The organism is Intrasporangium sp. (assembly GCF_040414665.1).
Classification (GTDB): Bacteria; Actinomycetota; Actinomycetes; order Actinomycetales; family Dermatophilaceae; genus Intrasporangium.
Genome location: NZ_JBEDUL010000017.1, coordinates 17,024 through 41,103, shown reverse-complemented (window position 1 = coordinate 41,103; position 24,080 = coordinate 17,024). Strand labels below are relative to the sequence as shown.

At 71.3% G+C, this 24,080-nt stretch carries 20 protein-coding genes; 1 reads left to right on the top strand and 19 read right to left on the bottom strand.

Annotated elements, in window-relative coordinates; genetic code table 11:
• The 19 genes from fmt to efp form a co-directional block, all read right to left on the bottom strand.
• Window positions 1-811: methionyl-tRNA formyltransferase (fmt, locus tag ABF401_RS02150; RefSeq protein ID WP_353507885.1), on the bottom strand; the 811-nt coding region annotated here is incomplete at its 3' end.
• A 1-nt stretch (window position 812) separates the two neighbouring features.
• Window positions 813-1,358, bottom strand: a complete 546-nt coding sequence (gene def, locus ABF401_RS02145) for a peptide deformylase (RefSeq protein WP_353507884.1) — start codon at window positions 1,356-1,358, stop codon at window positions 813-815.
• A 225-nt stretch (window positions 1,359-1,583) separates the two neighbouring features.
• Window positions 1,584-2,840 (bottom strand): saccharopine dehydrogenase family protein, encoded by a 1,257-nt coding sequence (locus tag ABF401_RS02140; protein WP_353507883.1) that lies wholly within the window; start codon window positions 2,838-2,840, stop codon window positions 1,584-1,586.
• Between the two features lie 57 nt (window positions 2,841-2,897).
• Window positions 2,898-4,985 carry a primosomal protein N' gene (locus ABF401_RS02135; RefSeq protein WP_353507882.1) on the bottom strand — a complete coding sequence of 696 codons (2,088 nt, stop codon included), beginning with the start codon at window positions 4,983-4,985 and terminating at the stop codon, window positions 2,898-2,900.
• A gap of 16 nt (window positions 4,986-5,001) precedes the next feature.
• On the bottom strand, window positions 5,002-6,222 hold the full coding sequence (gene metK, locus ABF401_RS02130; protein WP_353507881.1) for a methionine adenosyltransferase: 1,221 nt from the start codon (window positions 6,220-6,222) through the stop codon (window positions 5,002-5,004).
• 40 nt (window positions 6,223-6,262) lie between these two features.
• Window positions 6,263-7,534, bottom strand: coding sequence for a bifunctional phosphopantothenoylcysteine decarboxylase/phosphopantothenate--cysteine ligase CoaBC (gene coaBC, locus ABF401_RS02125; protein ID WP_353507880.1), 1,272 nt, complete (start codon window positions 7,532-7,534; stop codon window positions 6,263-6,265).
• Window positions 7,535-7,548: 14 nt separating this feature from the next.
• The gene (gene rpoZ / locus ABF401_RS02120; RefSeq protein WP_324143469.1) at window positions 7,549-7,812 is read right to left on the bottom strand and encodes a DNA-directed RNA polymerase subunit omega; all 264 of its coding nucleotides are present in this window, start codon (window positions 7,810-7,812) and stop codon (window positions 7,549-7,551) included.
• An 84-nt stretch (window positions 7,813-7,896) separates the two neighbouring features.
• On the bottom strand, window positions 7,897-8,487 hold the full coding sequence (gmk, locus tag ABF401_RS02115) for a guanylate kinase (RefSeq protein ID WP_353507879.1): 591 nt from the start codon (window positions 8,485-8,487) through the stop codon (window positions 7,897-7,899).
• The gene (gene mihF / locus ABF401_RS02110; protein WP_353507878.1) at window positions 8,484-8,801 is read right to left on the bottom strand and encodes an integration host factor, actinobacterial type; all 318 of its coding nucleotides are present in this window, start codon (window positions 8,799-8,801) and stop codon (window positions 8,484-8,486) included. Before mihF ends, gmk begins: the two co-directional genes overlap by 4 nt.
• A gap of 67 nt (window positions 8,802-8,868) precedes the next feature.
• Window positions 8,869-9,825, bottom strand: a complete 957-nt coding sequence (pyrF, locus tag ABF401_RS02105; protein ID WP_353507877.1) for an orotidine-5'-phosphate decarboxylase — start codon at window positions 9,823-9,825, stop codon at window positions 8,869-8,871.
• Window positions 9,822-13,148 carry a carbamoyl-phosphate synthase large subunit gene (carB, locus tag ABF401_RS02100; RefSeq protein WP_353507876.1) on the bottom strand — a complete coding sequence of 1,109 codons (3,327 nt, stop codon included), beginning with the start codon at window positions 13,146-13,148 and terminating at the stop codon, window positions 9,822-9,824. The genes pyrF and carB overlap by 4 nt, the downstream gene beginning before the upstream one ends.
• Entirely contained in the window at window positions 13,148-14,365 is a 1,218-nt protein-coding gene (gene carA, locus ABF401_RS02095; RefSeq protein WP_502908182.1) for a glutamine-hydrolyzing carbamoyl-phosphate synthase small subunit, read from the bottom strand. Before carA ends, carB begins: the two co-directional genes overlap by 1 nt.
• On the bottom strand, window positions 14,359-15,666 hold the full coding sequence (locus ABF401_RS02090; RefSeq protein ID WP_353507874.1) for a dihydroorotase: 1,308 nt from the start codon (window positions 15,664-15,666) through the stop codon (window positions 14,359-14,361). The genes carA and ABF401_RS02090 overlap by 7 nt, the downstream gene beginning before the upstream one ends.
• On the bottom strand, window positions 15,663-16,664 hold the full coding sequence (locus tag ABF401_RS02085; RefSeq protein WP_353507873.1) for an aspartate carbamoyltransferase catalytic subunit: 1,002 nt from the start codon (window positions 16,662-16,664) through the stop codon (window positions 15,663-15,665). The genes ABF401_RS02090 and ABF401_RS02085 overlap by 4 nt, the downstream gene beginning before the upstream one ends.
• Complete coding sequence (gene pyrR / locus ABF401_RS02080) at window positions 16,661-17,248, bottom strand: bifunctional pyr operon transcriptional regulator/uracil phosphoribosyltransferase PyrR (RefSeq protein WP_353507872.1); 588 nt, start codon at window positions 17,246-17,248, stop codon at window positions 16,661-16,663. Before pyrR ends, ABF401_RS02085 begins: the two co-directional genes overlap by 4 nt.
• A gap of 242 nt (window positions 17,249-17,490) precedes the next feature.
• Window positions 17,491-17,946, bottom strand: coding sequence for a flavodoxin family protein (locus tag ABF401_RS02075; protein ID WP_353507871.1), 456 nt, complete (start codon window positions 17,944-17,946; stop codon window positions 17,491-17,493).
• Window positions 17,947-17,981: 35 nt separating this feature from the next.
• The gene (gene mgtA / locus ABF401_RS02070; protein ID WP_353507870.1) at window positions 17,982-20,786 is read right to left on the bottom strand and encodes a magnesium-translocating P-type ATPase; all 2,805 of its coding nucleotides are present in this window, start codon (window positions 20,784-20,786) and stop codon (window positions 17,982-17,984) included.
• Window positions 20,787-20,843: 57 nt separating this feature from the next.
• Window positions 20,844-21,257 carry a transcription antitermination factor NusB gene (gene nusB / locus ABF401_RS02065; RefSeq protein ID WP_353507869.1) on the bottom strand — a complete coding sequence of 138 codons (414 nt, stop codon included), beginning with the start codon at window positions 21,255-21,257 and terminating at the stop codon, window positions 20,844-20,846.
• 5 nt (window positions 21,258-21,262) lie between these two features.
• A complete protein-coding gene (gene efp, locus ABF401_RS02060) occupies window positions 21,263-21,826 on the bottom strand; it encodes an elongation factor P (RefSeq protein WP_353507868.1) in 564 nt (187 codons plus the stop codon).
• A 214-nt stretch (window positions 21,827-22,040) separates the two neighbouring features.
• Between efp and ABF401_RS02055 the strand changes: the two genes are divergently transcribed.
• Complete coding sequence (locus ABF401_RS02055) at window positions 22,041-24,074, top strand: HelD family protein (protein WP_502908181.1); 2,034 nt, start codon at window positions 22,041-22,043, stop codon at window positions 24,072-24,074.
• Window positions 24,075-24,080 lie beyond the last annotated feature (6 nt).

The following is a 24,080-nucleotide window of genomic DNA, read 5'->3' as shown; positions in this document are numbered from 1 at the left end:
GTTTGGTCACGAGGAGTGTGGCGGGCTCGAGCGTTCCGTGACCCGGGACCTCGTCGGGAGCAGCGAGGGTGAGGGGTGCGAGCTTGAGTCGCTCGCCCCGGAACGTCGTCCAGGCCCCGGGCGCCGGCGTGCAGGCGCGGACGAGTCGGTCGATGGCCCGCGCTGGCCGAGCCCAGACAACGCGGCCGTCGGCGACCTCGAGCTTGGGAGCATGTGAGACCCCGTCGGCTCGCTGCGGCGTGGCCACGAGGTCGCCGCGTTCGATGCCGTCGAGGGTGGCGACGAGCAGCCCGGCACCGCCCTGGGCGAGTCGGTCGAGGAGGTCACCGGCCGTGTCGGTCGGCCGGATCGCCTCGGTCATGACGCCGTAGACGGGGCCGGTGTCGAGTCCACGCTCGAGCCGGAAGGTCGATGCGCCGGTCACCTCGTCGCCAGCCATGATCGCGTGCTGGACGGGGGCAGCGCCCCGCCACGCGGGAAGCAGCGAGAAGTGCAGGTTGATCCACCCGTGTCGTGGGAGGTCCAGCACGACCTGCGGGATGAGGTTGCCGTAGGCCACGACGGGGCAGGCGTCCGGGCCCAGCCGGCGCAGCTCGTCGAGGAACTCGGGCTCCTTGACCGAGTGGGGGGTCAGGACGGGGAGTCCGAGCTCCTGCGCCCGCACCCTGACCGGGGACGCCTCGAGGCGCCGACCGCGGCCGGCCGGGGCGTCGGGCCGGGTGATGACGGCGATGAGCTCGTGCCGAGACCCTGCAATGGCGTCGAGGCTCGGCAGCGCCGCCCGGGGCGTCCCCGCGAAGACGACCCGCACGTCACATCCCCAGCCCGAAGGTCGAGTGGGGGCTGACCTTCACCGTGGGCGCTGGCTCACCGAACCACTCGGCCTCCCGGATCGCCCGCATGGCCTCCTTGCGTGCCCGCGGGTCGAGCCGGTCGACGAAGAGGATCCCGTCGAGGTGGTCGGTCTCGTGCTGGACCGCCCGGGCCAGCAGCTGCGTGCCCTCGAGCACCACCGGCTCGCCGTGCATGTCCTGGCCCTTGGCGACGACGGACAGGGCCCGCCTCGTGTCGACGGTGACGCCCGGGATGCTGAGGCACCCCTCGGGTCCGTCCTGGGTCTCGTCGGAGAGGTCGAGCACGGGGTTGACGAGGTGCCCCACGACCTCGTCGACGTAGTAGGTGAAGACCCGGAGGCCGACGCCGATCTGCGGGGCGGCCAGCCCGGCGCCGGGCGCATCGAGCATGGTGTCCTCGAGATCCTTGACGAGCGTCCGCAGCTCCTTGTCGAAGTCGACCACCTCGACCGCCGGGGTGCGCAGCACCGGGTCTCCGAAGAGGCGGATGTCCTTGATCGCCACAGGTGTCAGTCCTCGAGGGTCGGGTGCTGTGCCAAGTCTAGGTGTGCCCGCCAAACCCGATCGACTGAACAAGAAGCGGGCCGCAGCAGTTCCTCCTCGACTGTGCAGTCCGCGCCGCACCCTCCCCCTGGGTTGGCCTGCGAAGTGACGCCAACTGCACACTCGACCGAGAGAGTGGGCGCCGACCCGGGCGGGGCAACCCAGGTCGCGCACTCGGGCCGGCTCTCAGGGAAGACGCTCCACCTCGAGCGTGAAGCCGTGCGCCCGCAACCGCTCGACGAGGACGTCCCCGATCGCCGTGGCGGGCGTCAGGACTCCAGCACGGTGCGGGAGGCGGTCCTCGTCGAGGGCGAGAGCCAGCGCACTCTCGCCGAGCATGACCGCCGTGCCCGTGTAGCCCGGGTCGTACGGCGCTCCGACGCGGGCGACGTACCGTGCTCCGGTCGTCGTGGTCGTCCTCGTCTCCATGAGGAAGCGGCCGGTGGCCAGCTGCTGCTCGCTCGGGCCCTCGCCGGGCTTGGGCAGGAACCGGTCGAGGACTGCGCGCGAGGGCGCCCAGGACAGGCCGGCCAGTCCACCGGTCAGCCCGATCGCCATGCCGGCAGCGAGCAGCGGCGACAGCGGTCCCTTGCCGAAGTCGACGACCTCCCGATAGCGGAAGTCCCGTCCGTAGGACCAGTCCGTCAGGGTGTTGGACAGGCGCACGACCCTCGTGTTGAAGCCGGCCATGACGAAGGGCCCGTTCCAGCGCCCGCTGTCCGGGTCCCGGTCGACGGGCATCACCTTGCGGAGCACCCCGGCGAGACCCGCAGGACGCCGGGACGCACTCCTCGGCTCCTGGGCGCGCCTCGGGCTGAGCGCGTAGGGGTCGGCGAGCACGCGCCTGGTCTCCGGCTGCTCCCGGACGAGCATGGCCTGTTGGCGGGCGGAGTCGACGGTGCCACCGCTGAAGCCGCCCGACGCGGTCCGGACGGCGAGGCGGGTGTCCCCCAGGGTGCCCTCGCCGTCCTCGGCGGCACGCCGGGCGAGCAGGTGAACCGCCAGGTCCGACGGGACGGAGTCGTAGCCGCAGGCGTGGACGAGTCGGGCACCCGTCTCGGCGGCTCGTCCGGCCAGCGTGTCCATCGTCCAGCGGACGAAGAGCACCTCTCCGGTGAGGTCTGCGTAGTGCGTCCCTGCCTCGGCGCAGGCCCGGGCGACCTCCTTGCCGTGCACGGTGTACGGCCCGACAGTCGTCGCCAGGACGCGCGTGCGTGCCGCGAGTGCGTCCAGTCCGGAGCCATCCCGCGCGTCCACCTCGATGAGCTCCCAGTCGCTTGCCCGCTCGTCGAGTCGCGCCCGCACGGACTCGAGTCGCGCGCGGGACCGGGCGGCCAGCGCGACGCGGGCTGTCCCAGCCTGCCGCGAGAGGTACTGGGCCGTCAGCGCGCCGACGAAACCGGTTGCACCGTAGAGGACGATGTCGAGGTCGCGGGTGTCCATGGCGCCACTGTGCCATGCCGCCACACAGCTGTTCGGCCCAGCATGAGGCGTGCAGGGCTACCAGCCGTCGACCGGGTCCACCTGCACCGCGACGACGTCGGCCTCCTTGCGGGCCGAGCGGACGGCCTTGAGCGCGGCGAGCGCGTCCGTCAGCTCGGCGGTCGCCTCCAGGGGAGCACGCACGAGGGCATGCCAGCTCCCCGCGTCACCGTCCGAGCCCACCTCGCCGCGGCCGGCGCCGCTGCGGGACCACGCCTCGAGCGGCAGCGGTCCGAGGACCTGGGCCGCCGCAGGCAGGCGCAGCTGACTCAGTGCGCTCTCGACGGCTGCTCGGCTGCCACGAAGCTGCGCCATCCGCACTGCTGGCGGCAGGCCGAGCTCGCGCCGCTCCCCCAGCTCGCGACTGGCGAGCCACCCGGGGTCCCAGCGCACGAGCGCCTCGACTGCTGGCAGCGTGACGCCCTCCGGGGCGCCGGCGAGGACGACGGTGCGGCCGGGACGGACCAGCGCCGCCGCCGCCATCCAGCGGCGGAGCGACTCGAGGGGCGCGTCGAGGACTGGCAGGTCGAGACTCGCCCAGGCGTCGAGGAGCAGCACCGCCGTGTACCCCTCGTCGGCCACCGGCTCGGCACCCGGAGTGGCGAGGACGATCGCCGGCTCCGACCCGACCGAGCCGTGCACCTCTCCAGAACCGGACGTGATCACGGGATGGCCGGGCAGCGAACGCCCGATCTCCTCGGCGCTCCGGCGCGCCCCGGTGACGGCAGCCCGCAGCCGTCGAGAGCCGCAGCTGCGACACTCGAAGCCGGACGGCCCGAGCCCGGCACTGCACCACCGGCACGTGGGCCCGCTCCCGGCGCTGGGTAGCCCCATCGGCCCTTGGCAGCGCGGGCACCGCACCGGCGACCGGCACTCCCCGCAGCTCAGCGCCGGCAGGTACCCGCGTCGAGGGACCTGGACGAGGACGGGTCCGTCCCGCAGGGCGTCCTTGGCCACGCGCCAGGCCCTTGACGGCAGGTGAGCCCGGGCGGCCGGCCCGTCACGCTCCTCGTCGAGCCCCTCCCCCGCGACGACGACCCGCGGCGCCGCAGAGCGGACCGCGTCGTGGTCGGCGACGACCGGGACGAGGCGCCCCGCCTCGACGTCCGCCTCCACCCGGAGGCTGCGGACGAAGCCACCGGAGAGCAGCGCCGCGCCCGTCTGCTCGGCCCGCAGCGAGAGGACGACTCCGGTGTGGTGGTAGGGAGCCCGCGGCTCGGACAACAGGTCGTCGCCGTCGTCCCAGCAGACGACCAGTCCGAGGTCACGGACCGGTGCGAAGGCCGCGGCGCGGGTGCCGATCGCTACCCGCACGTGCCCTCGCAGGACCTTGAGCCAGGCTGTGTAGCGCGCCTGGGGGCCCTGGTCCGCAGTCAGCCTGACGTGCTGCCCGGGACCGAGCCGTCGGACCAGGGCTGTGTCGACCCGGTCGACGTCGCGATGATCCGGGACGACGACGAGCGCGCCGCGGCCACCCGCAAGAGCAGCGTGGACCGCGACCGCGAGCGCCTCCGGCCAGTCGGTGTCGCTGCCCCGGGTCGGCAGCGCCATCCACGCCGCGGCCGGTCCCTCACCGGCCGCGAGGCGGCGCAGCCAGGCGGGGCCTGCCGGATAGTCGCTCCATGGCCCGACGTCGTCGCCGCCACCCGCGGAACTCGACGTCGCGTCGCGAGCCGGCTCAGCGGCATACGGAATCACCGTCGGCGGCAGGAGCGGAAGGTTGCGTTCTGCGGTGGCATGGCGCTTGGGCACGGCGAGGCGCAGGACGTCGCTGAGCGTGCCGGCGTACCGATCGGCCACCGCCCGGCACAGGGCAAGGATCTCCGGCGTGAGCACGGGCTCCGGGCTGACGACCTTGCGCAGCGGCGTCAGGCGCCCCTCGTGCTCGGCCGCCGCGCGCCGCTCGACGATGAACCCCTCGAGGTCCCGTCCGGCGAAGCGCACCCGCACCCGAGCGCCCGGCACGGCAGCCGCGGCCAGCTCCTCGGGGACGGCGTACTCGAAGACGCGGTCCAGGTGGGCGAGCGGCGTGTCGACGACCACGGCCGCGACCGGCCCGCCCGGGATGGGGCGCACCGGTCGCGGCGCAGCAGTGTCATCGCCCACGGGGGCGAATCTAGTGTCAGGCGACGACAGCAGCCCGCAGGGCCTCGATGCGGTCGGTCCGCTCCCACGTGAAGGCGTTGTCCACGCCGTCCGCCTTGGTCCGGCCGAAGTGGCCGTACGCCGCCGTCGGGGCGTAGATCGGGCGCAGCAGGTCGAGCGCGTCGACGATCGCAGCCGGGCGCAGGTCGAACACCATGCCGATCGCGTCCTGGATCCGGTCGACCGGCACCGTCTCCGTGCCGAACGTCTCGATGTAGAGCCCGACCGGCTGGGCCTTGCCGATCGCATAGGCGACCTGGACCTCGCATCGGCGGGCGAGCCCCGCCGCAACGACGTTCTTGGCCACCCACCGCATCGCGTAGGCCCCGGACCGGTCGACCTTGCTCGGGTCCTTGCCCGAGAAGGCGCCACCACCGTGCCGGGCCATCCCGCCGTAGGTGTCGACGATGATCTTGCGACCCGTCAGGCCGGCGTCGCCCATGGGGCCGCCGATCTCGAAGCGACCGGTCGGGTTGATCAGCGTGCGGTAGGCCGAGACGTCGAGGTCGCTCCCCCCGGCGCGCAGCTCCTCGAGGACCGGCGTGAGGACGCGCTCGCGGATGTCCGGCTCGAGCATCCCCTCGAGTGACACGTCCGGAGCGTGCTGGGTCGAGAGCACCACCGTGTCGAGCCGGACCGCCTTGTCACCTTCGTAGGCGATGGTCACCTGGGTCTTGCCATCGGGACGCAGGTACGCGAGCTCGTTGCTCTTGCGCACCTGGGTCAGGCGCTCCGCCAGGCGGTGGGCGAGGAAGATCGGCAGTGGCATCAGCTCGGGAGTGTCGTCGCACGCGTAGCCGAACATCAGCCCCTGGTCGCCGGCGCCCTGCTTGTCCATGGGGTCGACTCCGCCATGCCGGCTCTCGTGGGCGGTGTCGACGCCCTGCGCGATGTCGGGTGACTGGGCGCCGATGGACACCGAGACGCCACAGGTGCGGCCGTCGAAGCCCTTCTGCGACCCGTCGTAGCCGACGTGCAGAATCGTCTCCCGGACGATGCGCGGGATCTCCACGTAGCCCGTGGTGGACACCTCACCGGCGACGTGGACGAGCCCGGTGGTGACCATCGTCTCGACGGCCACACGCGCCTGGGCGTCCTCCGCGAGCATGGCATCGAGGATCGAGTCACTGATCTGGTCGCAGATCTTGTCCGGGTGTCCCTCGGTGACGGACTCGGACGTGAAGAGGCGTGCGGACACGTGGGCTTCCTGACTGTGTGGCGTGCGGGTGACGGCGAGTTTAGCCGCCGGGATGGAGCAGGGAGGCGACAACGTCCAGCACGGCGTGGGCGACGGCATCCTTCGACGCCGGCCCGATCGTGCGGACCTCGTCGCTGCCCCGGGTCAGCAGGTGCACGGTGTTGTCGTCCTGCCCGAAGGTCAAGCCGTAGCCGACCTCGTTGGTCACCTGGAGGTCGCTGCCCTTGCGGGCGAACTTGGCCCGCGCGTGGTCGAGCACCGAACCGGTCGCATCCCCCGTCTCGGCGGCGAAGCTGACGATGACCGGGTGCCCTGACTCGCGTTCCGTGCGCTCGGCGACGAGTCCCTTGACGATGTCGGGATTCTCGACGAGCTCGAGGCGCAGGCCTGCGCCGTCGTCGTTCTTCTTGATCTTGCTGTCGCTCGCGGTCGCCGGGCGGAAGTCCGCGGGGGCCGCGGCCATGACGACGACGTCGGCACCTGCGGCCGCAGCCATCACCGCCTCCTGCAGCTCGATGGTCGTCTCGACGGGGACGACCGCCACCCCGTCGGGCATGGGGAGCGAGACGTTGGCCGCGACGAGGGTCACCGTGGCACCGCGCGCCGCGGCGGCGCGGGCGATCGCGAGGCCCTGCTTGCCGGACGACCGGTTCCCGAGGTAGCGCACGGGGTCGAGCGGCTCACGCGTGCCTCCGGCCGAGACGACGACCTTGCGGCCCTGCAGGTCATTCCTGTCGTATGCCGCTGAGCCGGCTTCCGGGGACCCGGCGCCGTCGGCGCCCTCCCGCGCTCCCACGATGGCGAGCACCGCGGCATACAGCTCGTCCGGCTCCGGGAGGCGGCCGGCCCCGGTGTCCTTGCCCGTCAGGCGACCCTCTGCGGGGTCGATGACGTGGACGCCACGCTCGCGCAGGGCGCCCACGTTGGCCTGCGTCGCCGGGTGGAGCCACATCTCGGTGTGCATGGCCGGGGCGAGCACGACGGGGCAGCGCGCCGTGAGCAGGGTGTTGGTGAGCAGGTCGTCGGCGAGGCCGTGGGCAGCCTTGGCGAGCACGTCGGCGGTCGCTGGGGCGACGACGACGACGTCGGCGGCCTGGCCGATGCGGACGTGGGGCACCTCGTGGACATCCGTCCAGACATCGGTGCTGACCGGCTTGCCCGACAGCGCCGCCCAGGTCGGCGCCCCGACGAAGTTGAGCGCCGCCGCGGTCGGGACGACGGTGACGTCATGCCCGCTCTCGGTGAACAGCCGCAGCAGTGAGCACGCCTTGTAGGCGGCGATGCCGCCGCTCACACCGAGGACGACCCGCATCGGCGGAGGCCTCCTCAGGCCTCGGTCGGCTCGGAGGTCAGCAGACCCTCGTTGATCTCGCGAAGGCTGATCGACAGGGGCTTCTCGTGGACCTCCGTCTCCACGAGCGGGCCGACGTAGTCGAGCAGGCCCTCCTGGAGCTGGGAGTAGTACGCGTTGATCTGGCGGGCGCGCTTGGCCGCGTAGATGACGAGTGCGTACTTCGAGTCGGCGGCGGTCAGCAGGTCGTCGATCGGCGGGTTGGTGATGCCGATGGGAGCGGCCTTGGTACCGGACACGGTGATCTCGTTTCGTTTGGGTTCGTTGCGGGTGACGTCTCGAGCGGTGCCGTCGTCGCGGCGCACCAGACGCGCAGGACCGCCTCAGGAGCGTCCTGATCTCATCAATGATACGAGTTCTTCGCTGGCCCGCCGAACGTCGTCGTTGACGATGACCTTGTCGAACTCCGCTTGGGCCGCCAGCTCCGCGCGCGCGGTGTCGAGCCGACGGGTGCGCTCCACCTCGTCCTCGGTCCCCCGGCCCACCAGCCTGCGGACGAGCTCCTCCCAGCTGGGGGGCTCGAGGAAGACGAAGAGGGCGTCGGGCCACGTCTCCCTGACCTGGCGTGCTCCCTGCAGGTCGATCTCGAGCAGGGCATCCTTCCCCTCCCGGATGGCCCGCTCGACGGGCCCGCGCGGCGTGCCGTACTGCGCGACGCCGTGGACGACCGCGTGCTCGAGGAACTCGCCGGCGGCGACCAGCCGGTCGAACTCCTGGTCGTCGACGAAGTGGTAGTGGACCCCGTCCACCTCACCGGGTCGCGGCGTGCGGGTCGTCATGGAGACGGAGAACCAGACACCGGGGAAGTGGGTTCTGACGTAGGCGGCGATGGTGCCCTTGCCCACCGCTGTCGGTCCGGCCAGCACGGTGAGGCGTCCCGGCTCGCGGGGCGCCGTCCCGGAGGCCGGCGTCACGGCCGCTCGAACTTGTGCAGCAACGCAGCGATCTGGTTGGCGCCCAGCCCCCGGACTCGTCGGGACTCGGCGATGCCCACCTCGGCCATGATGGCCCTGGCCCGGACGCGGCCCACGCCGGGCATCGACTCGAGCAGCTCGGTCACCTTCATCTTGCCGATGACGGGGTCGATCTTGCCGTCCTCGATGACCTCGGCCAGCGATCCGCTGGAGTACTTGAGGCGGTTCTTGACGGCTGCTCGCTCCCGGCGGGCGGCCGCGGCTTTCGCCAGGGCTGCGGCGCGCTCCTCGGGGGTGAGCGGTGGAAGGGCCACGGTGGGAACTCTCCTCGCTGGGCGGGCGCGGTGTCTCGCCGATTCGGTGACTGGGTCTGCGCCGAACCTAGCGACCTTGCCCGCGCTCATGCAACGCGGCACCCTCCTGCCGGGTCGTTACGTGTGGGCGCGCTTGGAGCCCAAGGTGACCCAACGCCGTGGGTCGGTCGACCCAGCCCCTGAGCTCCTCGATGCTGCGCTGCAGCCGGCCGACGAGGCGGTGCGGTTCCGGACCTGCTGCGAGGATGTCGCGGCTCGATGCGGCGAGGACCTGGCTGCGAGCCGGTCCGAACGTGTGCTCGAGGGCTGCGACATCGCCGCCCTGCGCGCCGAAGCCGGGCGCGAGGATCGGCGTCGCGGCCGCGCGCAGATCCAGGGCGAGGTCCGTGACGGCGCTGCCGACGGTGGCCCCGACGACGAGGCCGACATGGCCGAGCTGTCCGCTGGACCGGGCCGCCCGGTTGTCCCCGGCGGCGCCCCTGACGATCGAGCCGGCCACCGACTCGTCACGTCGCCGCGCGTGCTGCACGGCCGCGCCCTCGGGGTTGGACGTGAGGGCCAGCACGAAGACCCCCCGCCCCGTCCGGTGGGCGAGGTCGATCGCGGGCCGCAGCGACTCGTAGCCGAGGTATGGACTCACCGTGAGCGCGTCGGCGGGCGCCGCTGCCTCCGTTCCGAGGTACGCCTCGGCATAGGCGGTCATCGTCGAGCCGATGTCGCCTCGCTTGGCGTCGAGGATGGTCAGCGTGTCGGCCTCCCGCAGCTCGGTGAGGACGCGCTCGAGGACCGCCACGCCCCGGCTGCCGAAGACCTCGAAGAACGCCGACTGCGGCTTGACCGCCGCGACGCGCCCCGCGAAGGCCTCGACGCAGGTCAGGGCGAACCGTTCCAGCCCGGCGACGTCATAGGTCAGGCCCCACCCCTCCACCAACGAGCGGTGCGGGTCGATTCCGGCGCAGAGCGGTCCGGCCGCCGCCATGGCGGCGCCGAGCCTGGTCCCGAACGCGGTCGGCACGGTCGTCATGCCGACAGCTCGACCGCGTCAGGTGTGGCGCCGAGAAGGTTGAGGTCCCGGGCATGGTCCTGGAGGGACTTGACCCGGATCTCCTCGGTGAGGTGGGACTCGATGCCGAGGACCGCGGCCGCGAGCGTGGCGATGGTCGTGATGATCGGCAGGTCCGCGCTCGTCGTGGCCGCGCGGATGGCGTAGCCGTCCGCCCTGGCGTCCTGGCCGGAGGGGGTGTTGACGACCATCTGGACCGTGCCGCCCTGGATGAGCTCGACGATCGACTTCTCGCCCTCGTGCTCCCTGGTCCGTTCTGTCAGCTTGCGCACGAGCGTCGCCTCGATGCCGTTGCGCTTGAGCACCGCCGCGGTGCCTGCCGTCGCAAGGATCGTGAACCCCAGGTCGACGAGACGCTTGACGGGGAAGAGCATCGCTCGCTTGTCCCTGTTGGCCACCGAGACGAAGATCGCTCCGCTCTTGGGTAGCCCGCCGCCGATCGCGAGCTGGGCCTTGGAGAAGGCGGCACCGAAGTCGCGGTCGATTCCCATGACCTCGCCGGTCGATCGCATCTCGGGGCCGAGGACGGAGTCCACCGCGAGCCCTTCCGGCGTCCGGAACCGCTTGAACGGCAGCACGGCCTCCTTGCACGAGATCGGTGCGTGGTCGGGCAGCGAACCGCCGTCCCCCGTGCGCGGGAGGAGGCCCTCCTCGCGCAGCTCGCGGATCGTCGCGCCGAGCATGACGCGCGAGGCAGCCCGCGCGAGCGGGACCCCAGTCGCCTTGGACACGAAGGGCACGGTCCGGGACGCGCGTGGGTTGGCCTCGATGACGTGGAGGATGTCCTGCGCCAGCGCGAACTGCACGTTCATCAGGCCGCGGACGTCGATACCCTCTGCGAGCTTGCGGGTTGCCACCCGGACCCGCTCCAGCTCGGCGTCGCCCAAGGTCGCGGGAGGCAAGGTGCAGGCGCTGTCTCCCGAGTGGACTCCGGCCTCCTCGACATGCTCCATGATGCCGCCGAGATAGAGGTCTACACCGTCGAAGAGCGCGTCGACGTCGATCTCGATCGCGTCGTCGAGGAAGCGGTCGATGAGGACCGGGTGCTCGGGAGACGCCTCGGTGGCCTTCTCGACGTAGGTGACGAGGGAGTCGTCGTCGTAGACGATGACCATGCCTCGGCCGCCCAGCACGTAGGACGGCCGGACGAGCACCGGGTAGCCGATCTCGCGGGCCACCAGCAGCGCGTCGTCCGGGCTGAACGCCGTGCCGTGCTTCGGGGCGACCAGGCCGGCGCGGGCGAGCACCTGGCCGAAGGCGCCGCGGTCCTCCGCGAGGTGGATCGCGCCGGGCGAGGTCCCCACGATGGGCACCCCCTCGTCGGCGAGCGCCTGCGCGAGCGCGAGCGGGGTCTGGCCGCCGAACTGGACGATGACGCCCGCGATCGGCCCGGCCTGGGTCTCCGCGTGGATCACCTCGAGGACGTCCTCGAGCGTCAGCGGCTCGAAATACAGGCGGCTGCTCGTGTCGTAGTCCGTGGAGACCGTCTCGGGGTTGCAGTTGACCATGACCGTGTCATAGCCGGCGTCGCGCAGCGCGAAGGAGGCATGGACGCACGAGTAGTCGAACTCGACACCCTGGCCGATGCGGTTCGGCCCGGACCCGAGGATGATCACGGCGGGTCGCTCCCGGAGTGCCACCTCGGTCTCCTCGTCGTAGGACGAGTAGTGGTACGGCGTCAGAGCGGCGAACTCGGCGGCGCACGTGTCGACGGTCTTGTAGACCGGCCGCACGCCGAGAGCGTGGCGCACGCCGCGGACGACCGCCTCCGGCATGCCGCGCAGCGCGGCGACCTGCGCGTCGCTGAAGCCGTGCCGCTTGACGAGCCGAAGCAGGTCCGGTGTCAGGGTTGGCGCGGCGGCCAGGTGCTCGGCGACCTCGTTGATGAGCTGGATCTGGTCGAGGAACCACGGGTCGATCCCGGTCGCCTCGTGCACCTGCTCGACGCTGCACCCCCCTCGGAGCGCCTGCTGGACCAGCACGATCCGCCCGTCGGTGGGGATCCTTGCCTCGTCGAGGATCCGGGTGGCCGCAGCGGGTGTGACCTCACCGGACCAGTGGAAGGTGGCGTCCCTCTTCTCGAGCGAGCGCAGGGCCTTCTGCAGCGCCTCGGTGAAGTTGCGTCCGATGGCCATCGCCTCTCCGACAGACTTCATCGTCGTCGTCAGCGTCGGGTCTGCCGCCGGGAACTTCTCGAAGGCGAAGCGAGGGACCTTGACGACGACGTAGTCGAGCGTCGGCTCGAAGGACGCCGGGGTCTGCTTCGTGATGTCGTTCGGCACCTCGTCGAGCGTGTAGCCGATGGCCATCTTGGCCGCGATCTTCGCGATCGGGAATCCGGTCGCCTTCGAGGCAAGGGCGCTCGAGCGAGACACGCGCGGGTTCATCTCGATGACGATGACCCGGCCGTTCTCCGGGTTGACCGCGAACTGGATGTTGCAGCCGCCCGTGTCGACGCCGACCTCGCGGATGATGGCGATACCGATGTCGCGCAGGAGCTGGAACTCGCGGTCGGTGAGGGTCAGCGCGGGCGCGACGGTGATCGAGTCGCCCGTGTGGACGCCCATCGGGTCGAGGTTCTCGATGGAGCAGACGACCACGACGTTGTCCCGGTGGTCTCGCATGACCTCGAGCTCGTACTCCTTCCAGCCGATGATCGACTCCTCGAGGAGCACCTCCGTCACCGGTGAGTACTGCAGGCCGGCGCCGGCGATCCGACGCAGGTCGGCCTCGTCGTACGCGAAGCCCGACCCGAGGCCGCCCATGGTGAAGGACGGCCTGACGACGACCGGGTAGCTCAGCTCTTCTGCCGCGGCGACGCACTCCTCCATCGTGTGGCAGATGACCGAGCGAGCCGACTCGGCGCCGCAGCGCTCGACGACGCCCTTGAACTTCTCGCGATCCTCGCCGAGCTGAATGGCCTCGACATTGGCCCCGATGAGCGGGCAGTTGTACGTCTCGAGCACCCCGTTCTCATGGAGGGCGACGGCGCAGTTGAGGGCGGTCTGCCCACCGAGGGTCGCGAGCACCGCATCCGGCCGCTCCTTGGCGATGATCGCCTCGACCACCTCGGGGGTGATCGGCTCCACGTAGGTGGCGTCGGCGAACTCCGGGTCCGTCATAATCGTCGCGGGATTGCTGTTGACGAGGACGACCCGGATGCCCTCGTCGCGCAGCACCCGGCAGGCCTGCGTGCCGGAGTAGTCGAACTCGACCGCCTGGCCGATGACGATCGGTCCAGAGCCGATGACGAGGACGCTCTTGATGTCGTCGCGCTTGGGCATCAGGGTGCCTCCTCGATCTGCTCATCCCGGTCGGGTGTGGGTGTCTCGGTCATCAGCTCGATGAACCGGTCGAAGAGGTAACCGGCATCGTGTGGCCCGGCGGCCGCCTCCGGGTGGTACTGGACCGAGTAGGCGGGCACGTCGAGGCACTCGAGCCCCTCGACGACGTCATCGTTGAGACAGACGTGCGAGACCCGGACCCGTCCGTGGGGCGTGACAGTCACGTCGTCGAGCGGTGCGTCGACCGCGAAGCCGTGGTTGTGCGCGGTGACCTCGACCTTGCCGGTGGCCCGGTCCATGACCGGCTGGTTGATGCCACGGTGACCGTACTTGAGCTTGTAGGTCCCGAAGCCGAGAGCGCGCCCGAGCAGCTGGTTGCCGAAACAGATGCCGAAGAAGGGCAGTCGGGCGTCGAGGACCTGGCGCAGCAGCGCGATCTCCGGCTCAGCTGTTGCCGGGTCGCCCGGCCCGTTGGAGAAGAACACGCCGTCCGGGCCGTGCTCCCCCACCGCCTGGACGTCCTCGAAGGAGGACGTCGCGGGCAGGACGTGCACCTCGATCCCGCGCTCGGACATCAGCTGCGGCGTCATCTGCTTGATCCCGAGGTCGAGCGCCGCCACGGTGAACCGCCTCTCGCCCGTGGCCGGGACGACGTACGGCCCTGTCGTCGTCACCTCCTGGGCGAGGGCGGAACCAGCCATCGCGGGGGCGGCACGCACGACGTCGAGCTGCTCGGACTCCGCACGCTGGGCCGCGGGACCGCTGAAGATGCCGACGCGCATCGCGCCTCGCTCACGCAGGTGGCGGGTGAGAGCCCGCGTGTCGACCTCGCAGATGCCGACGACGCCCTGGTCGCGCAGGTCGTCCTCGAGCTCGCGCGTCGCCCGCCAGCTCGACGACCGCAGCGCAGGGTCCCGCACGACATAGCCGGCGGCCCAGATGCGGTGCGACTCGCCGTCCTCGTCGTTGACCCCGGTGTTGCCGACGTGCGGCGCTGTCATGACGATGACCTGCCGGTGGTAGCTCGGGTCGGTGAGCGTCTCCTGATAGCCGGTCATGCCCGTCGAGAAGACGGCCTCGCCCAGGGTCTCGCCGACCGCCCCGTAGGAGAGGCCGTGAAAGACGCGCCCATCCTCGAGAACGAGCACGGCCGGCTCACGATCGAACCGCCCGACCGCTTGGAGCCCGGTCTGGGTGGTCGGTTGCTGGGTCACGATGCGCTCTCCATCACGGTCTGCTCGGTGCTGTGGGTGACCGTCCCCCGGTGGATGGTCGTGTGCACGGCTCCCCGGAAGGTGCGCCCGTGCCAAGGGTTGTTGCGCGAGCGGCTCCGGCTGGCCGCAGCATCGACGGTGACCTCGCGGTCCGGGTCCACGAGGGTGAGGTTCGCCGGCGCGCCGGCCTCGAGAGGCCGGCCCTGCCCGGCGAGCCGACCGATCCGCGCCGGCGCCGTCGACATGACGCGTGCGACGCCAGCCCAGTCGAGCAGGCCCGGGCGGACGAACACCTCGCTGACGACGTTGAGCGCCGTCTCCAGCCCGAGCATCCCGAAGGCGGCGTCGACGAAGGCGTGCTCCTTGTCGTGCCTGGCGTGCGGTGCGTGGTCGGTCGCGATGGCGTCGATCGTGCCGTCCACCAGCCCGGCTCGAAGGGCCTCGACGTCCTCGGTGGGGCGCAGCGGTGGGTTCACCTTGTAGACGGGGTCGTAGCCGACGAGCAGGTCCGTCGTCAGCGCCAGGTGATGTGGCGTCACCTCCGCCGTGACGTCGATCCCCTGTGCCTTGGCCCAGCGGATCACCTCAACCGTGCCGGCCGTCGAGACGTGCGCGACGTGCACCCGTGAGCCGGTGTGGCGGGCGAGCATGACGTCGCGGGCGACGATGGACTCCTCGGCGACACCGGGCCATCCCGGCAGCCCGAGCCGTCCGGAGAGCTCGCCCTCGTGGCAGCACGCCGAGGAGTCGGCGAGGCGCACGTCCTGCGCATGCTGCGAGATGACTCCGTCGAAGGGCTTGATGTACTCGAGTGCTCGCCGCATGATGCGCGCGTCCTCGACGCACCGCCCGTCGTCGGAGAAGACCCTCACCCTCCCGCGAGATCGCGCCATGAGGCCGAGCTCCGCGAGCTCGGCGCCATCGAGGCCCTTGGTCACCGCTCCGACCGGGACGACGTCGACGAGGCCACTGGCCCGGCCCAGGTCGAACACCCGCTCCGCTGCCTCGCCGGTGTCGGTCACCGGGTTGGTGTTGGCCATGGCGAAGATGGCCGTGAACCCGCCGGCTGCCGCGGCGGCAGACCCGGTCGCTATGGTCTCGGCGTCCTCGCGACCCGGCTCGCGCAGGTGCACGTGCAGGTCGACGAGCCCGGGGAGTGCGACGAGACCGTCGGCGTCGACGACCGCGACACCCGCGGCGACCGTTCCCAGCGACCCGACCTCGCGGATGATGCCGTCCTCGACGAGCAGGTCCGCACCTGCTCCGCCCAGGATGCGGGCTCCTCGGACCAGCAGGCGGGTCATCGCATGGCTCCTTCGGGTGTCACGGACAGGGTTCCCGCAGGCGTCATCGGAGCGTCGTCGCTGCCGGCCAGCAGGTGGTAGAGGACGGCCATGCGCACGGCGACTCCGGCCGATACCTGGTCGAGCACGACGGACTGGGCGCTGTCGGCCGCCTCGGGGGCGATCTCGAGGCCCCGGTTCATCGGTCCGGGATGCAGCACCAGCACGTCCGGGTTGCGTGACACGAGTCGGTCGAGCCGCTCCTCGGTCAGCCCGTATCCCACGGTGTACTCGCGCGGTGTCGGGAAGTAGCCACCGGTCATCCGCTCGCGCTGGACCCGGAGCATCATGACGGCGTCAACGGGGTCCGCGCCCTCGAGCACCGCGTCGAGGTCCCACGAGGTGGCGAAGCCGTCGGCCGCGCTCCAGTCCGCGATTCCGCTCGGCATGAGCGTCGGTGGCGCCACGACGGTGACCCTCGCCCCCAGCGTCTTCAGGGTGATGACGTTGCTGCGGAAGACGCGCGAGTGGGTGAGGTCACCGACGATGACGACGTGCCTGCCGTCGAGCTCCCCCATGCGCGACCGGAGGGTGTAGGCGTCGAGCAGGGCCTGCGTCGGGTGCTCGTGCGTCCCGTCGCCGGCGTTGATGACGGAGCAGCGCACCCACTGCGCGACCTGGTGGCAGGCGCCGGAGGCGTTGTGTCGGATGACGAGCGCGTCAACCGCCATCGCGTCGATCGTCATGGCCGTGTCCCGCAGGCTCTCGCCCTTGGAGGTCGAGGATCCCTTGGCCGACAGGTTGATCGTGTCGGCCGACATCCATTTGCCGGCGATCTCGAACGAGGACCGCGTCCGGGTCGAGTCCTCGAAGAAGAAGTTGATGACGGTCCGCCCCCGCAACGTGGGCACCTTCTTGACCTCCCGACGCTGGAGGTCGTGCATCGATGCGGCGGTGGCGAGGATGTCCTCCACCTCGGCACGCGTCAGGTCGGCGGACGAGATGAGGTGCTTGGTCATCGGCCCGCACCCCCGCTGATGCGCACGACGTCGAGTCCGTCGACCTCGGCCATGCGCACATGGACCCGCTCATCCCGCGAGGTCGGCAGGTTCTTGCCCACGTGGTCGGCCCGGATCGGCAGCTCGCGGTGGCCCCGGTCGACGAGGACGGCCAGGCGCACCGCGCGCGGCCGACCCAGCTCGGACAGCGCATCGAGAGCAGCCCGGATGGTCCGGCCGGAGTACAGGACGTCGTCGACGAGCACGACGACCCGGTCGTCGATCCCTCCATCGGGGATCTCCGTGCGCCCGGCTGCCCGGACCGGGTTGCGGCGCAGGTCGTCCCGGTGGAGCGTGATGTCGAGCTGGCCGACCGGGACGTCGGTCCCCTCGACCGCGGAGATCGCGGCGGCCAGCCGGTGTGCGAGGGGGACGCCACGAGACGGGATCCCCAGCAGGACGAGCCCTGTGGCGCCTTTGTTGCGCTCGAGGACCTCGTGGCCGATGCGCCGGAGCGCTCGGGAGATCTCGTCGGCGGTGAGGACGTCCCGCGCGTCGGGAGGGGTGCTCGAAGGGGCTGGTGCACTCAGGTCAGGGCAGGTCACAGCCGCTGGACCTCCTTCCCCGCCTCACAGGACGGTGGTTAAAGGATGTCTTCCGCCGGTGAGTGTAACCGCCCCAGGGCCGTGGACCCGCTCACGTCTCAGGGGCACGCCGGGCCCAGCCCATCCCGTATGCCGCTGAGCCCGGTCCCACACGAACGCCCGCTCTGCAGGACGCCAAGGACTACCTCAGGCGGACCGGGTCCGACGGGGCCGTGCTGCCGGCCGACTGACCCGCCAGCCGCTCACTCCATGAGTGTGGCCGCCAGTGTGCCGCCGAGCTCGTAGGCGGCCTCCCGCTCCTCCCGGCCCACCGGCCCGACGATGAGCACCGGCGCTGCCGCGAGGGACCACCCGAGGGCGCCCGCGATCGAGTCCACCGATCGTCGGGCGCCCTCGACATCGTTGTTGCCATGGACCCAAAAGCCATACGGCAGAGCCGGTTTCGCGTCCAGTACGGGATAGTAGACGGTGTCGAAGAAGTGCTTCATCGCCCCGCTCATGTAGCCGATGTTCGCCGGCGTGCCCAGCAGCACGCCGTCAGCGGCAAGCACGTCGCTCGCGGTCGCGGAGAGCGCCGGGTGCACGTCGACCTCCACGCCCTCGATCCCGTCCGCACGCGTGCCCTCGAGCACCGCCTCGAGCAGCTCCCGGGTCGCTGGCGAAGCCGTGTGGTGGACGACGAGCAGGTGCGCGGTCACCCCGCCAACCTAGCCGTGGAGGCGTTGTCCGACGCTCACGGAGTGGGGCGCGTCGACCGCTTCACGCGAAGGGTCACCCGTTGCGGTGCCGCCCTCGGAGCGCTGAACCGCGCGGCCCGGCGATGGACCCGACGAGGATGTGGGACCGCGGGGCGAGCAGGAGCACGGCGGGGCCGGGCCACCGAGGGAGCGGGCTCGGGAGCCGGTGCCGCGGCGACCCGGCGGAAGAACCGCCCCTTCGTCAGCTCGGCGAGCACGAGATAGGTGATGACCAGTCCGACGATCGTCGCGAGCACTCCGCCCGGGGGTGGCACGAACCCGAGATCGGTCGAGAGAGGCGTGAACGGCAGCACGGCCCCCAGCAGGACACACCCGACGACTGACGCGAGCAACCCGACGCTCGGCCGGCTCCGGAAGAAGGGCGTCCGCCGGGTGCGGATCACGAAGACCACGAGGGACTGGGTGGCGAGCGACTCGACGAACCACGCCGTCTGGAACAGCGACTCCGAGGCGTGGAAGCCCCACAGCATCAGTGCGAACATGCCGAAGTCGAAGATCGAGCTGAGCGGCCCGAAGAAGAACATGTAGCGCCTGATCAGCCGCAGGTCCCAGTGCGACGGGCGGTGCAGCTGCTCCGGGTCGACGGCGTCTCCTGGAATCGCCAGCTGGCTCGCGTCATAGAGCAGGTTGTTGAGGAGCACCTGGGAGGGCAGCATCGGCAGGAATGGCAGGACGGCCGAGGCACCCGCCGCGGAGACCATGTTCCCGAAGCTGCTCGAGGTGCCCATCAGGACATACTTGATGGTGTTGGCGAAGATCCGCCGGCCCTCGACCACCCCCTCGGCGAGCACTCCGAGGTCCTTCTCGAGCAGGACGATGTCTGCGGCGTCCTTCGCGACGTCGGTCGCCGTGTCGACGCTGATGCCGATGTCGGCCGCGTGGATGGCCGGGGCGTCGTTGACGCCGTCACCGAGGAAGGCCACGTCGAGGCCGTGGGACCGCTGGGCCCGCACGATGCGAGCCTTCTGCTGGGGCGAGACCCGCGCGAAGATGCCGCTTTCCGCGACGGCGACCGCGAGGCCGCTGTCATCGAGCCCATCGATCTCGTCGCCGGTCAGGGCGCGCCGCCCCGGCAGACCGAGCTCCGAGCACACGGCCTGGGCCACGAGCGGGTTGTCGCCGGTGATCACCTTGACGTCCACCCCGAGGTCGTCGAGACGGCGCAGGGCGGCGCGCGCGGTGGCCTTGGGTGCGTCGAGGAACACGAGGTAGCCCACCAGCTCGAGCCCGCTCTCGTCGTCCGGAGTCGGCTCCACCGTGGCCGGCCAAGGCCGGCGAGCCACGGCGACCACGCGGCCACCGGCCTCGAACTCGCGCCGCAACGCCTCAGCTGCTCCGGCCGGGACGTCGGTGCATGCTGCGAGCACCTGCTCCGGCGCCCCCTTCGCCACCAGCCAGCGACGCCCGGCCTCCTCGACGACGACCGATACGCGCCGTCGCACGTGGTCGAACGGGAGCGTGGACACCCGGGCGCTGGCTCGCACGGCCTCCAGCTGGCCCGCCGCGCGCGGCGACTCCCACAGGGCGACGTCCAGGGGGTCACCGCCGCCGTATGCCGCTGGGCCGCCACTGCGTCCACCAGCCCCGCCGTCCCTTCCGTCATCAGGTGGAGTGCTGTTGCAGAGCATCCCGAGGCGGACGACCTCATCGCTCCGCGTGCCCGTCGCGCTCGCCGGAACGGCGCGCATGAAGCTGATCCGACCCTCGGTGAGGGTGCCGGTCTTGTCCGTCATGAGGACCTGGATGTCGCCGAGGTCCTCGATGCACACGAGCCTCTTGACGAGCACTTTCCGCTGGGCCAGGGCCCTCGACCCCGCCGCGAGGCTGGCCGACACGATCGCTGGCAGCAGCTGCGGCGTGATGCCCACGGCGATGGCGAGGGAGAAGAGGACTGCATCGATGAACGGCCGATGCAGCGCGAGGTTGGCGATGAGGACAAAGGTCGTCAGGACGGCGGCGACGACGACGAGCATTCCGGAGAACCTGCGCAGTCCGACCTGGAACTCGGTCTCCGCGTGCCGGGTCCCGAGCGCCACCGCGATCTGGCCGAACTGCGTGCTTGCCCCAGTCGCGACGACGACTCCCGTGCCTGTTCCCGCGGACACGACCGTGCCCATCCAGGCGATCGTGCTCCCTGCACCGCTCCCCGGCATCCCCTCGCCGGAGGGCAGCATCGCGTCGGCGTCCTTGGTGACCGGCAGGGACTCACCGCTGATCACTGACTCGTCGCACTCGAGTCCCAACGTCGAGAGCAGACGCAGGTCGGCGGGGACGACCTCGCCGAGCTGCAGGTGGACGGCGTCCCCGGGGACGACGGCGGCCACGTCCACCCGGCTCGGCGCTCCGTCACGGACGACGGTGACGACGTGCCGGATCCTCGAGTGCAACGCCTCCGCCGCGACGGCGGCGCGGTACTCGTTGACGAAACCAAGACCCACGGAGGCCGTCAGGATGACGGCGATGATGACCGCGTCGGTGCGCTCGCCGAGGAAGAACGAGGTCACCGCCGCAGCGACGAGCAGCACGAGAAGTGGCGAGCGCAGCTGTCGCAGCAGCACGACGCCCCACTGGGCCCGGTGGTTGCGCACCGCGTTGGGGCCGAGGATCGCCAGCCGTCGGGCCGCCTCCACGGAGGCGAGCCCGTGCGGCGTCGTTCCCATCCGCTCGACCACCTCGGCGGCCGACCGATCCTGCGCCTCGGCGGCCGACCACTGACCCTGTTCGGCCCGGCCGGCATCGAGCGCGCCGACGGGCGGACCGGCGATCGGGCGTGAGCTCACTCCTCCATCGTGCGGCCGGGCGGCCGCCACGTCAGGCGACCGTGGCCATGATTTCGGTCAGATGATGGTCGCCTTGACCTCGGACAGCCTGGCGAGCAGGCCGTTGACGAAGGTGGGCGACTCATCCGTCGACAGCTCGGTCGCGAGCGCGACCGCCTCCGAGATCGCGACGGCGTCGGGGATGTCGTCGTTGAAGAGCACTTCCCAGGCGCCGAGGCGCAGGATGGCGCGGTCGACGGCGGGCATCCGCTCGAGCGTCCAGCCCTGGCTGTAGTCGGTGAGTGCTGCATTGATGTCGGCCCACTTCCCGACGACCCCCCGCACCAGCTCGGCGGTGTAAGGGTTGTTGCCCACGCGCGACTCGGGGTCGCCGAGGCGCTGGTCGAGCAGCGTCTCCGCGTTGAGCCCGCGCTGGTCCGCCTCGAAGAGGATGTCGAGGGCTCGGGACCGGGCCTTCGTGCGTGCGGCCAAGGCGATCAGTCGTTCACGCGGCCGAGGTACGACCCGTCGCGAGTGTCGACCTTGACCTTGGTGCCGGTCTCGAGAAAGAGCGGGACGTGGATCTGCGCGCCCGTCTCCAGCGTGGCCGGCTTCGTGCCGCCGGTGGAACGGTCACCCTGCAGGCCCGGCTCGGTGAAGGTGATCTCGAGGACGACCGACGCCGGCAGCTCGACGTAGAGCGGGGTGCCTTCGTGCGTCGCGACGATGGCGTTCTGGTTCTCCAGCATGTAGTTGGCGGCGCTGCCGACGGTCGCCTCGGGGACGTGGATCTGGTCGTACGTGTCGGTGTCCATGAAGACGAAGTCGGAGCCGTCCTTGTAGAGGTACTGCATCGTCCGCTTGTCGACGTTGCTCGTCTCGACCTTGACGCCTGCGTTGAAGGTCTTGTCGACGGTCTTGCCGGACACGACGTTCTTGAGCTTGGTGCGCACGAAGGCGGGGCCCTTGCCCGGCTTGACGTGCTGGAACTCGACGACGGACCAGAGCTGCCCGTCGAGGTTGAGCACCAGGCCGTTCTTCAGGTCGTTGGTCGTTGCCATCAGTGAGTAGTCGCTTTCGTATGCCGCTGGGCTGGGTCACGCGTGCGCCTGCACGAGGGCGCCCAGGACGTGGGAGGAGTTGGCTGGGAAGGTGCCGCGCAAGTCTAACGGCGCGGTCGCACGATCGAGGAATCGCACGTGCGCGCCGCGACTGCCGCCCGGTACGCTGTCCGGCCCCATCCATCGCAGCTGACCGAGTAGGTGCATCGTGTCCGTGCCGTCGCTCGACGCCGACCTCGCAGCCGAGCAGGCGCACCTCGACCGAGCCCGCGCCGAGCTGGCCAGGATGCGTGCGGCGGCCGAGGCGCTCGACGCGTCGAAGGCGAGCGATGCCGTCTCCGGCGAGGTGCTCGGCTGGGTCCTGGCGCGGCGCATCGCCTCGCTCCAGGACGACCCGCAGACGACGCTCTTCTTCGGTCGCATCGACACCCGCCCCCGTGGCTTGCCGGCCGAGGACTTCCACATCGGTCGCCGGCACGTCACCGACGCGGCGGGCGACCCACTGGTCGTCGACTGGCGGGCGCCGATCTCGACCGGCTTCTACCGGGCCTCTCGTGCGCAGCCGATGGATGTCGTGCGACGACGTCGGTTCGGCGTCCACGCCGGACGGCTCACGGCGATCGAGGACGAGTGGCTCATGGGCGACGCGGCCTCCGGTGATGGGCACAGCGCCCTGCTCGCGGCCGAGATCGAGCGCCCGCGCACCGGGCCCATGCGCGACATCGTCTCGACGATCCAACCGGAGCAGGACGAGATCGTCCGCGGGGACGTGGCGACCACGATCTGCGTCCAGGGTGCGCCCGGCACGGGCAAGACGGCCGTGGGCCTGCACCGGGCCGCCTGGCTGCTGTACTCGTTCCGCCATCGACTCGACCGCTCAGGCGTTCTCGTGGTCGGCCCCAACCGTGCCTTCCTCGACCACATCGGGGCCGTTCTGCCCTCCCTCGGCGAGGTCCGGGTCGCCCACGCCACGATGGAGACCCTCGTCGCCCACGCACGCGTGCGCGCCGAGGATCCCGTGGACGTCGCGACACTCAAGGGCGACGGGCGCTTGGCGCAGGTGCTCGCGCGAGCGGTCTGGTCCCAGGTCCGGCCGGCGAGCGAGCCCCTCATCGTCCCCCGCGGGGTTCGCAAGTGGCGGGTGCCCGCGTATGAGGTCCAGGAGGTCCTCGACGAGCTCACGGCGCGCGACATCCGGTACGAGGCGGCGCGGGGCCACCTGCCGCAACGGCTGGCCCATCACGTGCTCGTGGCGATGGAGGCGTCCGGGGAGGCCCCGGACGACCGGGTCCAGGACGCCGTGGCCAGGTCCTCGGCCGTCAGACGCTATGCCGCGTCGGTCTGGCCCACCCTCGATCCCGCGGGCGTCCTGCACTCGCTCTTCGCCGATGCCGAGGCGCTCGCGGCCGCGTCCGCCGACATCCTGACGGACGACGAGCAGCGGCTGTTGTCCTGGGACAAGCCCGCCCGGACCAAGGGGGCGGCACGGTGGACGCCCGCGGACCTCGTCCTCCTGGACGAGCTGTCGGACCTCCTCTCGCGCACGCCGAGCCTCGGCCACGTGATCCTCGACGAGGCCCAGGACCTGTCCCCCATGCAGCTGCGAGCGGTGGGTCGCCGGTGCTCGACGGGTTCGGCGACGGTGCTCGGGGACATCGCCCAGGGCACGACGCCCTGGGCAACGACGTCCTGGGCCGAGGCGATGGCGCATCTGGGCAAGCCGGACCACGACCTGGTCGAGCTCGACCGCGGCTTCCGCGTCCCGGCAGTCGTCATCGACTACGCCGCCCGGCTGCTGCCGCACATCTCCGAAGGCCTCGGTCCCCCGACGTCGGTCCGGGACAACCGGGGCTCGCTCGCGGTCCACCCCGTTGGCCGGGGTGACGTGGCGGACCGCCTGGCCGAGTTCCTGGCCGAACGGGTCGATGAGCCGGGGTCGACCGGCGTCATCGCCCCGGACCCGCTCGTCGACGGACTCGGGGCAGCCCTCGACGAGCGTGGCATTGCCCACGGCAGGCTCGACGTCGACCGCGGCGACGACGCGGACCACCCGGTGCAGCTCGTTCCCGCAACGGTGGCCAAGGGCCTCGAGTTCGACCGGGTCATCGTGGTCGAGCCAGCCGCGATCGCCGCCGCCGAGCCGGACGAGCGAACCGGCCTGCGCCGCCTCTACGTCGTGCTCACGCGTGCCGTCTCAGAGCTCACCGTGATTCACTCCGAGCCCCTTCCCGCCGCTCTGGCGGGGTGAGCCACA

Excerpts from the sequence above, each read along its gene's own strand:
- coaBC (WP_353507880.1), bottom strand. The coding sequence starts at position 7,534 with ATGCGGGTCGTCCTCGGTGTGAGCGGCGGCATCGCCGCCTACAAGGCG.
- ABF401_RS02085 (WP_353507873.1), bottom strand. The coding sequence starts at position 16,664 with ATGACCAAGCACCTCATCTCGTCCGCCGACCTGACGCGTGCCGAGGTG.
- ABF401_RS02140 (WP_353507883.1), bottom strand. The coding sequence starts at position 2,840 with ATGGACACCCGCGACCTCGACATCGTCCTCTACGGTGCAACCGGTTTC.
- efp (WP_353507868.1), bottom strand. The coding sequence starts at position 21,826 with ATGGCAACGACCAACGACCTGAAGAACGGCCTGGTGCTCAACCTCGAC.
- pyrF (WP_353507877.1), bottom strand. The coding sequence starts at position 9,825 with ATGACGACCGTGCCGACCGCGTTCGGGACCAGGCTCGGCGCCGCCATG.
- ABF401_RS02090 (WP_353507874.1), bottom strand. The coding sequence starts at position 15,666 with ATGACCCGCCTGCTGGTCCGAGGAGCCCGCATCCTGGGCGGAGCAGGT.
- carB (WP_353507876.1), bottom strand. The coding sequence starts at position 13,148 with ATGCCCAAGCGCGACGACATCAAGAGCGTCCTCGTCATCGGCTCTGGA.